We start from the raw sequence: 14,494 nt of genomic DNA on the forward strand, positions 1-14,494 counted from the left end.
ATAAAAAAGACGGCGCATGGCCGTCTTTTTTTAGCTTAAATCGAGAGCTTACAGGCGCTCAATTTCCGCCGTGTCTTGAACTTTCTCATTGTAGTCGTTGTATTCACGCTGACCGTTACGGCTCGCCATAAAGGTTCTATAGGTCTTTTGCTCCGCTTCGCTCAGGTCTTCTGTATTGTCCTTCACTTCATTCAGAACGATGACCGCATAACCAAAGTTTGTCTCAAACTTCTCTATAACGGGCTTACCTTCAGTCGGCTTAGGCAGCTTAAAGGCCAAGCGGGAAATATCCGCAGCGCCAGCCTGAGAACGACGAGCGTCATTCAGCTCCACCCAACCCGTCTGCTCGCCATCTGCACCTTTAGAAACCGGAGCCAGATCGCCACTCTTCAGCTGAGCGACCATTTCTTCCGACTTCGCAGCCAGAGAGTCTTTCGCTTTTTGTACAGCCAGCTTCTGCTTAATCGCTTCTTTCACTTCAGCAAACTGTTGAGGCACGCTTGGCAACAGCTCTTTCTTCCTCAACACCAGGCTTCCTTCCTTGCCCAGATCGATAACCTGACTGTTGTGGCCGTCTTCGATTACGTCCGCGGAGAAAGCCTCCTGGATTACCTGAGGACCACTAAAAATACCTTGCCCGCCTTCTCTGGAGAAGGGCTCAGACGTTTGTACCGCCAAACCAAGCTCCTCAGCTGGTCCAGCCAGATCATCCGCGGTATAAGTGATGTCTTTCAGCTTGGCGTTGATTTCAACGAACAGACTATCCGCCTTCTGCTCCTGCAACTCTTTGACTATGCGGTCTTTGGATTCTTCCAGACTTGGCATTTCAACCGCTTTAACGTCATTCAATTTGATGATGTGGTAACCGTATTCGGTCTTAACCGGTTCGGAAACATCGCCCACATTCATGGAGAACAGTTTTTCTTCGAAAGGCTTAACAAAAGCGCCTTTCTGAGCATAACCCAGGTCACCGCCGTCGTTAGCTGAGCCTAGATCGCTTGAAAACTCTTTCGCCAGCGCAGCGAAATCGCCACCGTCTTTTAGCTTCTGCTCAACTTCTTGAGCTTTAGCCAACGCCTGCTCATCAGACACGTCATCAGAGGTTTCAATCAGGATATGGGAAGCACGGCGTTGTTCAGATGGATGAAACTCTTTCTTTTCTTCCTCATAACGCTTGCTGATTTCGTCGTCGCTGACTTCTGCACGACTCACCAAGACATCTCGGGTCAACTCAATGTAATTGACGATGATGCGCTCAGGCAGGATAAATTCGTCTTTATTCGAGTTGTAGTATTCCTCAGCTTCCGCGTCGCTAATCTCAATATCTTTCGCAACGTCTTCAGCATTAAGGCGATAGTAGCTAAAACTGCGAGTCTGACGTTCCATTCTCAGCAGCTCATTCAGCTCTTCCCCGATAACAAAAGAAGTTTGAGCAATCCCGGACTGCAACTGTCCTACCAGCAACTCATCCGATAACTCTTTACGGAACTCCATAGGACGCATGCCAATCCTGCGCAGCGCTTCCATAAACTGGTTGTTGTCGTATTTACCGTCTTTCTGGGCCATTGGCCACTGAGTGATAAAGTTGTTGATGGTTGCATCAGAAACAGCGAAACCAGCCTCCCGCGCAGCCTGGAGCTGAACTTCGCGAGTAATAAATTCATCAAGGGTGGTTTTACGCAGTTTGTTTTCATCGATTTTGCTGGGATCGTAATTCTCTCCCATGCTGGCGATAGCCTGAAGGCGGTTTCTCTCGAACTTGCGCTCGAACTGAGACTTAGTGATAGGTTCGCCATTGACTGACGCAACTTCGGGCTCGCCGCTGAGCCCTCCAACGATAGACTCGATGCCGAAGAAGGCAAACGTCATTACGATTAGGCCGACAATTACCTTGGCGATCACGCCCTGGGCGTTATCCCGAATATTTTGAAGCATGCGCCCCTCTTAGAATTCTAACTTCCAAATCTGGTTGTACTGTTCTAATGAAAAAAGGCGCTCTTAGGCGCCTTGGATCTTGGCGGAGCGGACGGGACTCGAACCCGCGACCCCCGGCGTGACAGGCCGGTATTCTAACCGACTGAACTACCGCTCCTTCGATTGCATTGCGTCCCTATTTTACTAGGGACACAAGATGCTAGTTGACTGCGTCTTTCAGAGCTTTACCGGCTTTAAAGCTGGGAACTTTGGCAGCGTCGATTTTAATCGTAGCGCCAGTTTGCGGGTTGCGACCAGTGCGTGCAGCGCGCTCTTTAACAGAGAACGTACCAAAACCGATCAAAGTAACCTGCTCACCCTTTTTTAATGCTTCAGTAACTGACTCAACGACAGCATCAAGAGCACGACCAGCAGCCGCTTTTGAGATGTCTGCAGATGCAGCAACAGCATCAATCAATTCTGACTTATTCACACTAAACCCCTTAGATCTTTTTGAATTGATTAATTGACTGGTGATGAAGGAATTCAGGTATACAACACACTTAAAACTTTAGAGCGTGAGTACATCCTTTTTCTTCTTTTAATTGGCCGGCAGCCCTTGTGGGACGCTGCCTGACAACGCGATCATTTATACCAACACGGATAAAAGCGTGTCAAGCAGCTTCTTCCACTAGTGCGTATTTATACGGTCCGCCCCATCAGAAGTTTCATCACCTTTATTAATGGAGCTTTTATCTTTTTCCGATACGCCCCCTTCAGCACTAGATAACCTATTTGCAAAGTCATCTCCCAGTGCAATATTCCAAACTTCATCTATCCATGTAACTGGAATAATTTCCAATTCATTTTTGATGTTATCCGGAATCTCCTTTAAGTCACGAACATTTTCCTGTGGTATCACCACCGTTTTAATACCGCCACGGTGCGCGGCCAACAACTTTTCCTTAAGCCCGCCGATAGCCAGGACTTCACCACGAAGGGTAATCTCTCCTGTCATCGCCACGTTAGCCTTAACCGGCGCGTTGGTCAAACTCGATACCAACGCGGTGCACATTCCAATCCCTGCGCTAGGGCCATCCTTCGGCGTTGCGCCTTCGGGAACGTGTACGTGAATATCATTCTTCTCGTGGAAATCAGGAGCTATGCCCAGCACGTGAGAACGCCCTCTCACCACCGTCAAAGCCGCCTGAATAGACTCCTGCATGACATCGCCAAGCGAGCCCGTCTTCACCACTTTACCCTTACCAGGCACCGAGGTGCATTCAATTGTCAGCAGCTCACCGCCAACCTGAGTCCAGGCCAAGCCAGTAACCTGCCCAACTCGATCCTGGGATGACGCTTTGCCGTAGTTGAACTTGCGCACTCCCAGATAATCTTCAAGATTCTCTTCAGTAACACGGCGAGCTTCGCCCTTCTTGCCCTTCAGCAATACATTTTCTTTTACAACTTTGCGGCAGATCTTTGCGATCTCACGCTCAAGGCCACGTACGCCAGCCTCTTTTGTATAGTATCGAATGACCGTACGGATAGCCTGCTCATCCGTTTCCATCTCGCCTTCCTGCAAACCGTTGTTCACCATTTGCTTGGGCAACAAGTACTTCTGAGCAATATTCACCTTTTCGTCTTCCGTATATCCTGGAATCCGAATAATTTCCATACGATCCAACAAAGCTGGCGGAATATTCATTGTATTGGAAGTACAAACGAACATAACCTCAGACAGGTCGTAATCCACTTCCAGATAGTGGTCATTGAACGTGTGGTTCTGTTCCGGGTCCAGCACTTCCAATAAAGCAGACGCAGGGTCACCGCGATGATCCATGCCCATTTTGTCGATCTCATCGAACAGGAACAAAGGATTCTTCACGTTGACTTTCGCCAGCTTCTGCAGCAGCTTCCCAGGCAAAGAGCCGATATAAGTCCGACGGTGACCGCGAATTTCAGCTTCGTCACGTACGCCACCGAGAGCCATACGAACATACTTACGGTTGGTGGCCTTTGCAACCGACTGCCCTAGTGAAGTCTTACCTACACCTGGAGGACCAACCAAGCAAAGCACAGGCCCCTTCATTTTCTTGACCCGGCTTTGTACCGCCAAATACTCAAGAATGCGCTCTTTAACCTCTTCCAAGCCGTAGTGATCTTCATTCAAGATCTTACGCGCCGCATCCAAGTCATGTTTAACGCGACTGCGCTTTTTCCATGGAATGTTCACCATCCAATCGATATAACTACGCACAACGGTCGCTTCAGCTGACATTGGCGACATCATTTTGAGCTTGCTTAACTCAGATTCCGCCTTCTTGCGCGCCTCTTCCGGCATGCCTGCCGAGAGGATGCGTTTTTCAAGCTGCTCCAGCTCATTACCGCCATCACCCAGATCTCCCATTTCCTTTTGAATGGCTTTCATCTGTTCGTTGAGGTAATACTCGCGCTGGCTTTTTTCCATCTGCTTCTTAACGCGGCCGCGAATACGCTGCTCCACTTGCAGAATGTCAATCTCATTCTCTAGTCGCTGCATCAGCGCTTCAACTCGCGCCTTAACATCCACAACTTCCAGCAACTCTTGCTTAGACTCAAGCTTAAGCTCCAAATGCGCCGCGATGGTATCGGCCAAACGTCCGGGCTCAGCAATATTGCTCAATGAATCAGATAGTTCATTTGGAATTTTCTTACTCAGTTTCACGTATTGCTCGAACTGAGAAAGTAAAGAACGAGTAAGGACATCGGCGGAACGCTCAGAAAGAATTGGCTCAGGCAATTCACTGACTTTCGCACTGAGATAATCGTCGTTTTCTACGCGATCAATATGGGCGCGATAGTTGCCTTCAACCAGCACTTTTACAGTGCCGTCAGGCAGTTTGAGCATCTGCAGGATCGTTGATACGGTACCAATGCCATATATTTCAGACTGCCCGGGATCTTCGTCCGCAGGGTCACGCTGAGCTACCAGCAGGATTTCCTTATTGCCTTCCGTTGCTTCTTCGAGAGCTTTAATAGATTTGGCTCTGCCGACAAACAAAGGGATCACCATGTGCGGGAAAACAACTACATCACGCAATGGCAGTAAAGGGATTACGATAGGTGATGAACCCTCAACCATATAACACCTCAGAACTTGATGGCGCTTCTTACTCGCGCCGTATGCTGGTCACTATCTTTCACTTGATATAGATGATGGGGACAATGGCCGCAAAATACAAATGTAGGATGATTACAAGATAGGAATATTTTAGAAAAAAGGGGCTTAAAGCCCCTTTTTTTACAAAAACCTTCAAAAACAGGCGGTAATTTAACCATTACCGCGATAGATGCTACTCGTCAGCAGCCAATTTAGCCTGTTCGCTGTTTTTGTAGATTTTGATTGGTTCGGACTCGCCGGCGATAACGCCCTCGTCGATGACAACCTTGCAAACATCCTGCTCTGAAGGAATGTCATACATGGTCTTCAGGAGAACTTGCTCAAGTATAGAGCGTAGCCCTCTCGCGCCGGTTTTACGCTCCATGGCTTTCTTGGCGATAGAGTGCAAGGCGTCTTCACGGAAGTCCACTTCAACGCTTTCCATTTCAAACAGCTTAGAATATTGCTTGGTCAAGGCGTTACGCGGTTGAGTCAGAATCTGAATCAACGCCGCTTCATCCAGCTCATCCAAGGTAGCGATGACAGGCAAACGACCAACAAACTCGGGAATCAAACCAAATTTGATCAAGTCCTCGGTCTCTACGTCTTTTAACGTCTCGCCAACAGATTTAGAGCTAATCTGGCTCTTCACTACCGCCGAGAAGCCGATGCTGCCCTTCTCTGCGCGATCTCGAATAATCTTTTCCAGACCAGCGAATGCGCCACCGCATATAAACAGAATATTCGAAGTATCAACTTGCAGAAATTCTTGCTGCGGATGCTTACGCCCACCCTGAGGCGGCACAGAGGCGACAGTGCCTTCAATCAGCTTCAACAGCGCCTGCTGAACACCTTCGCCAGATACATCGCGCGTTATAGAAGGATTATCGGATTTACGTGAAATCTTATCGATCTCGTCAATATATACGATACCCTTCTGCGCCTTCTCGACGTCATAGTCACACTTCTGCAACAGCTTCTGAATGATATTCTCAACGTCTTCGCCGACATAGCCGGCTTCCGTCAATGTGGTAGCGTCGGCAATGGTGAACGGTACGTTCAGCAATCTCGCCAGCGTTTCAGCCAGCAAAGTCTTACCGCTACCGGTGGGTCCAATCAGCAAAATATTACTCTTGCCTAGTTCGACTTCACCTTTTTTGTCTTCGTAACGCAGACGCTTGTAATGGTTGTAAACCGCAACAGCCAACGCAAGTTTGGCTCGGGTCTGACCGATTACATAGTCATCCAACGTTTCCTTGATTTCGTGAGGTGTGGGCAACCTGTCGCTGCTGTCACTGGTGGTCGCTTCCTGAATCTCTTCGCGGATAATGTCGTTGCACAGATCAACGCACTCATCGCAAATAAATACAGACGGACCGGCGATCAGCTTGCGAACCTCATGTTGGCTTTTCCCGCAAAAGGAGCAATACAGCAACTTGCCGCTGTCTTCGCCCTTTCCGCTTCTTTCATCAGCCATCAAACTACCCCTAAATTAATTCAATATATGCAAGACGGGTTTAGTTAGTCTTACGTATTTACCATACACCAAGTATGCTAACCAACTACCCGTTTATCAAGCACAGAGTCTATCAAGCCATAATTTTTAGCCATCTCAGCGTCCATAAATTTATCGCGGTCGGTATCGCGAGCGATGGTCTCAATGTCTTGCCCTGTGTGCTTAGAGAGAATGTTGTTCAGCTTCTCGCGCAACAACAGGATTTCCTTCGCATGTATCTCTATATCGGAAGCCTGCCCCTGCAGACCGCCCAACAATGGCTGGTGAATCATCACGCGAGAGTGTGGCAGACAGTAGCGCTTTCCAGCAGCGCCGCCGCTTAATAGTAACGCACCCATACTTGCCGCCTGCCCGATACACATTGTAGAGACGTCAGGTTTGATAAATTGCATGGTGTCGTAAATTGACAGCCCCGCGGTCACGGAGCCACCAGGAGAATTGATGTAGAGATGAATATCTTTGTCCGGGTTCTCTGACTCCAGGAACAACAACTGCGCCACCACCAGATTAGCCATATGGTCTTCAACCTGGCCGACCAGAAAAATGATCCGCTCTTTCAACAGCCTTGAGTATATATCGTAGGATCTTTCGCCACGCGCGGTTTGCTCAACCACCATGGGCACCAGAGCATTGGCTATTTCTAATTTATTCATCATCGTTGCGTTGTCGTCGCGAGCCATTTTTATCAGAACTCCATTGCTATCTATAAAAGACAAACAGCCGGACGTTACCGGCTGTTTGTCATTCTAGCTTAATTTGCTGGCTTTTTTAGCGCAAGACCGCGTTTTTTATTCCGCGCTTTGCTCAGCTTCTTCCGCCTGATCAGCTTCCGCAGCAGGAGCTGTTCTCGGCTTGACCGCGTCCTCATATGATACGGACTTAGTCTCGATCTTCGCTTTATCAGCCACGAAGTCAACCACTACATCCTCCAGAACTACAGACTGCATTTGAGCCTTCTGCTCTGGGTTGCTCATATACCAGCTAACCACTTGCTCAGGCTCTTGATAGCTAGACGCCAGCTCACGAATTTTCGCTTCGATCTGCTCTTCAGACGCCTCAAGGCCGTTATCTTTAACCACTTGAGCGAAAATCAAGCCGGTCTTAACACGTTTGACCGCTTGATCCTTAAACAGTTCCGCAGGCAATTGCGAAGCCTTCATTTGACCGCCGCCGAAACGCTGGGCAGCATCTTCGCGCATTCTGTTAACTTCAGAGTCAACCAGAGCAGAAGGTACATCAAATTCGCTCAAGCCTAGCAACTGATCAACCACTTGCTGCTTCACTTTATTTGCGATTGCAAATTTTGCTTCACGCTCCATATTCTTGCGAATTTCAACTTTGAAAGCCTCTTCTCCGCCTTCCTGCACTCCGTACTGCGCAAAGAATTCATCATTGATTTCAGGCAGCTCAGAACGCTCAACCTTGCTCACTTTCACTTCAAACTGAGCAGGTTTACCCTTCAGGTTTTCAGCGTGATAATCTTCAGGAAAAGTCAGATCCAGCGTTTTTTCATCGCCAGCCTTTAAGCCCACCAAACCGTCTTCAAAGCCTGGAATCATGCGCTTGGAGCCGATAACGATCTGTGCATTTTCTGCGGAACCGCCTTCAAATGCTTCACCATCAATCATGCCTTTGAAGTCGATGGTCAGACGGTCGCCGTCAGCAGCCGCATCTTCGCTATCTTTCCATACAGAAGATTGCTGACGCAGCTTGTCGATCATGGTATCAACATCGGCATCTACAATTTCAAAGTCTTCTTTTTCAACACTGATAGAGGAAAGGTCGCCAATAGCTACTTCAGGATAGATTTCGAATGTAGCGATAAACTCCAAGTCTTCGCCGTCTTCGATTTTCTTGGGTTCAAATTTGGGGTAGCCAGCGGGGTTCAGGTCTTCTTTCTGAAGCGCCTCAACATAAGCGTCGCGCATCATTTCGCCGATAACTTCCTGGCGCACGCCCTCTCCATAGCGCTTTTTGACCACGCTCATCGGTACCTTGCCGGGACGGAAACCATTCATGCGGACAGTACGAGCAGTTTTCTGCAAACGCTTCTCTACTTCCGAGTTAACTTGAGTTGCCGGCACACCAATTGTCATTCGACGCTCGATAGAAGAGGTCGACTCTAGCGAAACTTGCATGATAATCCTCGATTCTGATACGCAACTTAAAAAAGTGGAGGCAAATATTACGGAGCCCCGACTGCTTTAGCAAGTAGAGAATACAAACAAGGAGCTTCGCAATTATTAAAAATTAACATGGTGCGAAAGGAGAGACTCGAACTCTCACATCTTTCGATACTGGAACCTAAATCCAGCGCGTCTACCAGTTCCGCCACTTTCGCACTATAAGAGGTAGTTTTGCTGCAAAACACATCAAAACTTTTTAACAAGCCCTAAAGCTTGAGAGGAATGGGGTGGACGAAGGGGATCGAACCCTCGACCGCAGGAATCACAATCCTGAGCTCTACCGACTGAGCTACGTCCACCACAAATGCTTCGCTACCTAAGGCCACCACTTTAAAGCATGGCGCGCCCGGCAGGACTCGAACCTGCAACCCTCGGCTTAGAAGGCCGATGCTCTATCCGGTTGAGCTACGGGCGCTCTATATTCGCGAATCCTTGCGAATTACCACTTCATACCGTGATTACTCACTGAGTAAAGTGGTCGGGGTAGAGAGATTCGAACTCCCGACATCCTGCTCCCAAAGCAGGCGCGCTACCAGACTGCGCTATACCCCGCTCTTAGTGAGACCAGGCGTCTCAGCGAAAGCTGGCGCGAATATTACTCGCGGAACCCGACATCGTCAACCATCAATTTGAAAATACTTAAAATATTTTCAAACACGGCCTATTAGGCGGTTTGCCTCCATATAAATACATATAGATGAGAGAAGCATCCCCACCCCAACATGATACCGCCACCAACCGCTTACTTACACCCTCCTAATATGAAGCGCCCGTCCGCCAAACTCAAACCATCAATCAAGACCACCCTAACCAGCCTTTAGCATTACATTAAACAATTGAGCTATAGCGCCATTTCAGTAAAATGTGGGCCCCTATTCCCATCAGTTGGCCATGACTATGACTCACGCCCAGAACAACCATCACGCTAGGCTGATCGACGGCAAGCAGGTCGCCGCGGACGTTCGCAAAAATGTTGCAGAAGGCGTAAAAGCCCGCATCGACAGCGGTCTGCGCCCACCCGGTCTCGCCGTTGTATTGGTGGGAGAGGATCCCGCTTCCCAAGTTTATGTGAAGAATAAAACCAAGGCTTGCGAAGAAGTCGGCTTTCTCTCTCAAAAATACACCTTGGACGAGAGCACGACGGAGCAGGAGCTACTCAATCTAATCGACACTCTTAACGAAGATAACGCTATAGATGGCATCCTTGTCCAATTACCCCTCCCGGCGCATATGGACGCGGACAATATATTAGAGCGCATCAAGCCAGACAAAGACGTCGATGGCTTTCACCCTTACAACCTGGGCAGACTGGCGCAGCGCATGCCCGTATTACGCCCCTGCACTCCCAAAGGCATCATGACGCTACTGGCCCGCACCGGCGTTGAACTGCGAGGCAAAGATGCTTTGGTGGTCGGAGCTTCTAATATTGTCGGACGCCCCATGGGATTAGAGTTATTGCTGGCGGGCTGTACCGTCACCATTACTCACCGTTTTACGGTCAACCTTCCAGCCAAAGTGAGCCAGTCCGATATCGTTGTCGTCGCAGTAGGGCGCCCAGGCATTGTAAAAGGCGAATGGATAAAGCCAGGCGCCATCGTGATTGATGTAGGCATCAATCGTAAAGATGACGGCGCGCTAGTTGGGGACGTCGAATTTGATGAAGCGGCGGAACGCGCCAGTTGGATCACACCAGTACCTGGAGGCGTCGGCCCCATGACCGTCGCCACCCTCATGGAGAACACGCTTTACGCCGCGAATCACCTGCACAAAGATTAGCTCCCACCTCATAGCCAATCACTTAGCAGACTCCATATAGAGAAAAGCCCCGGTTACTCACATAAATAACCGGGGCTTTTTACATTTAAACGGCCGAGCTAAGCTCTCTGCCAGGTCGTACCCTCACGCGAGTCGTTAAGCAGTACACCCTTATCCTTGAGCAAGTCTCTAATGCGGTCAGACTCAGCAAAGTCCTTATTGGCGCGAGCTGCATTGCGCTGAGCAATATAGTCTTCAATTTCAGCCACACTCAAACCGCCAACCTCTTCATTCTCTCCCTGCATCAAGGATTCAGGGTTAGCTTGAAGCAGACCAAGCACCTCAGCCAGATCAATCATGCCTTTCGCCAGCAATAACGCCTTGGCGCGATCTTCCTTTTTCGCCACGTTCACTGCTTTCGCCATATCAAACAGCACAGCCACAGCGGACGAGGTATTGAAGTCATCATCCATCGCTTGATGGAAGCGCTCTCGATACCCCCCAACCAGAGACTCATCCACTGAAACAGCACTCAATTCCCCATAGAGTTCACGAATGGAGTTGTATAGACGCTCCAGCCCGCTCCGCGCCTCTTCCAAGGCAAGATCAGAATAATCAATCGCACTACGATAATGGCTGGAAGCTAGGAAATAACGCACCACTTCAGCCGGGTATTTGTCCAGAATTTCACGAATCGTGAAAAAGTTACCCAGTGATTTAGACATCTTTTCCTTGTTAACCCTTACAGCTCCAGCATGCATCCAATAATTAACATACTTACAGCCTGTAGCGGCTTCCGACTGCGCTATTTCGTTTTCATGGTGCGGGAACTTAAGATCCGGTCCGCCGCCATGGATATCAAAGGTATCACCCAAGCATTGCGTAGACATCGCTGAGCACTCAATATGCCAGCCAGGACGCCCCTCACCCCATGGCGAACTCCATGACAGTTCACCCGGCTTCGCCGCCTTCCACAGCACAAAATCCGCAGGGCTGCGCTTCTCCGCATCCACTTCAACTCTGGCTCCAGCGCGAATTTCATCCAGTTTCTGCTTGCTGAGCTTACCGTAATCCGCAAACTGCTCTACGGCGTAGTAAACATCGCCATTGGACGCATGGTAGGCAAACCCTTTATCCATGAGCTGCTGAATCATGGCGATAATTTCACCAATGTGTCCCGTCGCACGAGGCTCCGCAGAAGGAGACAGCACGCCCAACGCGCGCTCATCTTCATGCATGGCGTCGATAAAACGAGCCGTCAGCGCGTCAACAGGCTCCCCGTTATCACGCGCCCGATTCAGGATCTTGTCATCAACGTCAGTAATGTTGCGCACATAATTGACGTCGTAGCCTTTCGCGCGCAGATAACGGGTAATTATGTCAAAACACACCAGGACCCGGGCATGCCCAAGGTGACAGTAGTCATATACAGTCATTCCGCAAACGTAGATACCGACCTTACCGGCCTGAATGGGTTTAAACTCTTCTTTTTGCTGAGAAAGGCTACTGTATATCTTCAACACGACCTATTAGTCCTAATGTTACCGTTAACGTTGCTTCCGGCGGAAAGGCGAAATTATTCGCCCTTCGCCTCAATTTTCGCCCAGGTGTCACGTAGTGTGACAGTGCGATTAAACACCAACTCACCCTGAGCCGCCTTGATTGGGTCAAGGTAAAAATACCCTTCCCGCTCAAACTGATATGGAACTTCTGAACCCGCCTGACGTAGGCTCGCCTCCGCCTTTGCTCCACTCAAGACAACCAGAGATTCTGGATTCAGAAATTCAGTAAATTCCACCTCTTTCTGGGCGTCGGGGCTTTCATGATTGAAAAGGCGGTCATAAAGCCGCACTTCCACATCTACCGCCTGATCCGCAGCGACCCAGTGAATAACGCCCTTAACTTTGCGCCCTTCCGGGTCTTTACCCAGAGTGTCAGCATCATAGACACAGCGCAGTTCAATAGGTTCACCCGCTTCATTCTTGATAACTTCATCGCAACGAATCACATAGGCGTTACGTAAGCGCACTTCTTTCCCTAACACTAAACGCTTGAAGTGTTTATTGGCGGATTCCCGGAAATCCTCCTGATCAATATAAATCTCTCGCGCGAAAGGCACAGTGCGAGTTCCCATGGACTCATTTTGAGGATGCGCCGGCGCCACCAACTCCTCAACTTGCCCTTCGGGATAGTTGGTAATCACCACTTTCAATGGGTGCAACACGCACATTGCTCTTGGCGCACGCTCATTCAGATCTTCGCGGATCGCGAACTCCAGCATGGCTACGTCAACAACACCTTCGCTACGCGTTACACCGATCGCATTACAAAAGCTACGAATTGAGCGGGGCGTATAGCCGCGACGACGCAACCCTGCAAGAGTCGGCATGCGCGGATCATCCCAGCCTTCAACATACTTTTCGTCCACCAGCTTCTTCAGCTTACGCTTACTGGTGACGGTATAGTTGAGATTTAAGCGCGCAAACTCAATTTGCTGTGGATGGCAATCGATGCTGATGTTATCCAACACCCAGTCATACAGGGGGCGATGGTCTTCAAATTCCAGTGTGCATAAAGAATGCGTTATCCCTTCCAGAGCGTCCGAAATCGGATGCGTGTAGTCGTACATCGGGTACACGCACCACTTATCACCAGTCTGATGATGGTGAGCGCGACGGATGCGATACAAAATCGGATCGCGCATATTGATATTGGGCGACGCCATATCGATCTTTGCGCGCAGCACATGGGCGCCATCCGCAAACTCACCTTTCGCCATGCGATGAAACAGATCGAGGTTTTCCTCAACGCTCCTGTCGCGATAGGGACTGGGTTTGCCCGGCTCTTTCAATGAGCCGCGATATGCAGTCATTTCGTCAGGCGTCAGGCTACACACATAAGCCTTGCCGTTGTTAATCAGCTCAATGGCGTACTCAAACAACTGATCAAAGTATGAGGAAGCATGTCTGACAGGCTCTTCCCACTCACACCCCAGCCACTTGACGTCAGTAGCGATCGAATCGATGTATTCCTGGCTTTCTTTTTCAGGATTGGTATCGTCGAAGCGTAGATTGCAGCGGCCGTTGGCGTAGGTTTCAGCAACGCCAAAGTTTAGACAAATGGACTTCGCATGGCCGATATGGAGATATCCATTCGGTTCCGGTGGAAAACGGGTATGCACTTTGCCGCCATGCTTGTTCGCCGCCAGATCTTTATCAATGATCTGGGTAATAAAGTTGGGCTTTATGGCCTCGCCTTCACTCATAAAAATGCTTTCTCTACCATCAATGTTTATTGCGCTTAAGGCTGATTCTTAGCCTTGCAAAAGAATTCGCTTTTAATATCCCTTGGATTATACGCACAGGGAATAAACCGGTAATTATAGGGAAACTTTACCTTCGTCGCAGCGCAAATTACTGAAATGGTCGCTGCTTTTTGGCTAAAATGACGTTTTAACCGCTCAAAAGCCTTAAAAGGTAACTACATGATTCTTTTGCAGACAAACTTCGGTGACATCAAAATCGAGCTCGACCACGAAAACGCCCCTATTACAGCGAAAAACTTCGAGCAATATGTCCGCGACGGCTTTTATGACGGCACCATCTTTCACCGCGTCATCTCCAACTTCATGATTCAGGGCGGCGGCTTTGAGCCAGGCCTTACTCCCAAGCAGGCCCGGGCGCCAATCAAGAACGAAGCAAACAACGGCCTTAGCAACATGACAGGCGCTGTCGCCATGGCCCGCACTATGGACCCTCACTCAGCAAGCGCTCAATTTTTTATTAACGTCGCAGATAACGGATTCCTGGACTTCACATCGGAAACCACTGAAGGCTGGGGTTACGCAGTATTCGGCAAAGTCGTTGAGGGCATGGACATCGTCAATCAAATCAAATCCGTCGCCACCACTTATAAAGGCGCGCACCAAGACGTTCCAGCCGAAGATGTGATTATCACTTCCGCCACCATCGTCGAATAAAT

The 14,494-nt window shown here is 49.3% G+C and carries 10 protein-coding genes and 5 tRNA genes; 2 read left to right on the forward strand and 13 right to left on the reverse strand.

What is annotated here, in order from left to right; translation table 11 throughout:
* Positions 1 to 48: 48 nt before the first annotated feature.
* The 11 genes from KP814_RS23320 to KP814_RS23370 all read right to left on the reverse strand — a co-directional run bounded on the left by KP814_RS23320 (position 49) and on the right by KP814_RS23370 (position 9,310).
* Entirely contained in the window at positions 49 to 1,935 is a 1,887-nt protein-coding gene (locus tag KP814_RS23320) for a SurA N-terminal domain-containing protein (RefSeq protein ID WP_216739030.1), read from the reverse strand.
* Between the two features lie 80 nt (positions 1,936 to 2,015).
* Positions 2,016 to 2,092, reverse strand: a tRNA-Asp gene (locus KP814_RS23325).
* Positions 2,093 to 2,134: 42 nt separating this feature from the next.
* Positions 2,135 to 2,407 (reverse strand): nucleoid-associated protein HU-beta, encoded by a 273-nt coding sequence (gene hupB / locus KP814_RS23330; protein ID WP_011396062.1) that lies wholly within the window; start codon positions 2,405 to 2,407, stop codon positions 2,135 to 2,137.
* A 198-nt stretch (positions 2,408 to 2,605) separates the two neighbouring features.
* Positions 2,606 to 5,038, reverse strand: coding sequence for an endopeptidase La (lon, locus tag KP814_RS23335; protein WP_127969653.1), 2,433 nt, complete (start codon positions 5,036 to 5,038; stop codon positions 2,606 to 2,608).
* 211 nt (positions 5,039 to 5,249) lie between these two features.
* Positions 5,250 to 6,533 carry an ATP-dependent Clp protease ATP-binding subunit ClpX gene (gene clpX, locus KP814_RS23340; RefSeq protein WP_127969652.1) on the reverse strand — a complete coding sequence of 428 codons (1,284 nt, stop codon included), beginning with the start codon at positions 6,531 to 6,533 and terminating at the stop codon, positions 5,250 to 5,252.
* Positions 6,534 to 6,610: 77 nt separating this feature from the next.
* Positions 6,611 to 7,252: an ATP-dependent Clp endopeptidase proteolytic subunit ClpP gene (gene clpP, locus KP814_RS23345; RefSeq protein ID WP_011396058.1), complete on the reverse strand. Its 642-nt coding sequence runs from the start codon at positions 7,250 to 7,252 to the stop codon at positions 6,611 to 6,613.
* 108 nt (positions 7,253 to 7,360) lie between these two features.
* Complete coding sequence (gene tig / locus KP814_RS23350; RefSeq protein WP_216739031.1) at positions 7,361 to 8,710, reverse strand: trigger factor; 1,350 nt, start codon at positions 8,708 to 8,710, stop codon at positions 7,361 to 7,363.
* A gap of 118 nt (positions 8,711 to 8,828) precedes the next feature.
* Positions 8,829 to 8,913 (reverse strand) — tRNA-Leu (locus tag KP814_RS23355).
* Between the two features lie 68 nt (positions 8,914 to 8,981).
* A tRNA-His gene (locus KP814_RS23360) sits at positions 8,982 to 9,057 on the reverse strand.
* 39 nt (positions 9,058 to 9,096) lie between these two features.
* Positions 9,097 to 9,173, reverse strand: a tRNA-Arg gene (locus KP814_RS23365).
* Positions 9,174 to 9,233: 60 nt separating this feature from the next.
* Positions 9,234 to 9,310 (reverse strand) — tRNA-Pro (locus KP814_RS23370).
* 339 nt (positions 9,311 to 9,649) lie between these two features.
* Between KP814_RS23370 and folD the strand changes: the two genes are divergently transcribed.
* Positions 9,650 to 10,534, forward strand: coding sequence for a bifunctional methylenetetrahydrofolate dehydrogenase/methenyltetrahydrofolate cyclohydrolase FolD (gene folD / locus KP814_RS23375; RefSeq protein ID WP_216739032.1), 885 nt, complete (start codon positions 9,650 to 9,652; stop codon positions 10,532 to 10,534).
* Between the two features lie 98 nt (positions 10,535 to 10,632).
* Here the strand turns inward: folD and cysS are convergent, their stop codons facing one another.
* Both cysS and KP814_RS23385 read right to left on the reverse strand, forming a co-directional pair.
* A complete protein-coding gene (gene cysS / locus KP814_RS23380) occupies positions 10,633 to 12,036 on the reverse strand; it encodes a cysteine--tRNA ligase (RefSeq protein ID WP_216739033.1) in 1,404 nt (467 codons plus the stop codon).
* A 53-nt stretch (positions 12,037 to 12,089) separates the two neighbouring features.
* Positions 12,090 to 13,778 carry a glutamine--tRNA ligase/YqeY domain fusion protein gene (locus tag KP814_RS23385; RefSeq protein ID WP_216739034.1) on the reverse strand — a complete coding sequence of 563 codons (1,689 nt, stop codon included), beginning with the start codon at positions 13,776 to 13,778 and terminating at the stop codon, positions 12,090 to 12,092.
* A 219-nt stretch (positions 13,779 to 13,997) separates the two neighbouring features.
* On the opposite strand from KP814_RS23385, the gene KP814_RS23390 reads away from it, so the two are divergent.
* Positions 13,998 to 14,492 carry a peptidylprolyl isomerase gene (locus KP814_RS23390; protein ID WP_216739035.1) on the forward strand — a complete coding sequence of 165 codons (495 nt, stop codon included), beginning with the start codon at positions 13,998 to 14,000 and terminating at the stop codon, positions 14,490 to 14,492.
* Positions 14,493 to 14,494 lie beyond the last annotated feature (2 nt).

This window comes from Hahella sp. HN01, assembly GCF_018986435.1.
Classification (GTDB): domain Bacteria; phylum Pseudomonadota; class Gammaproteobacteria; order Pseudomonadales; family Oleiphilaceae; genus Hahella.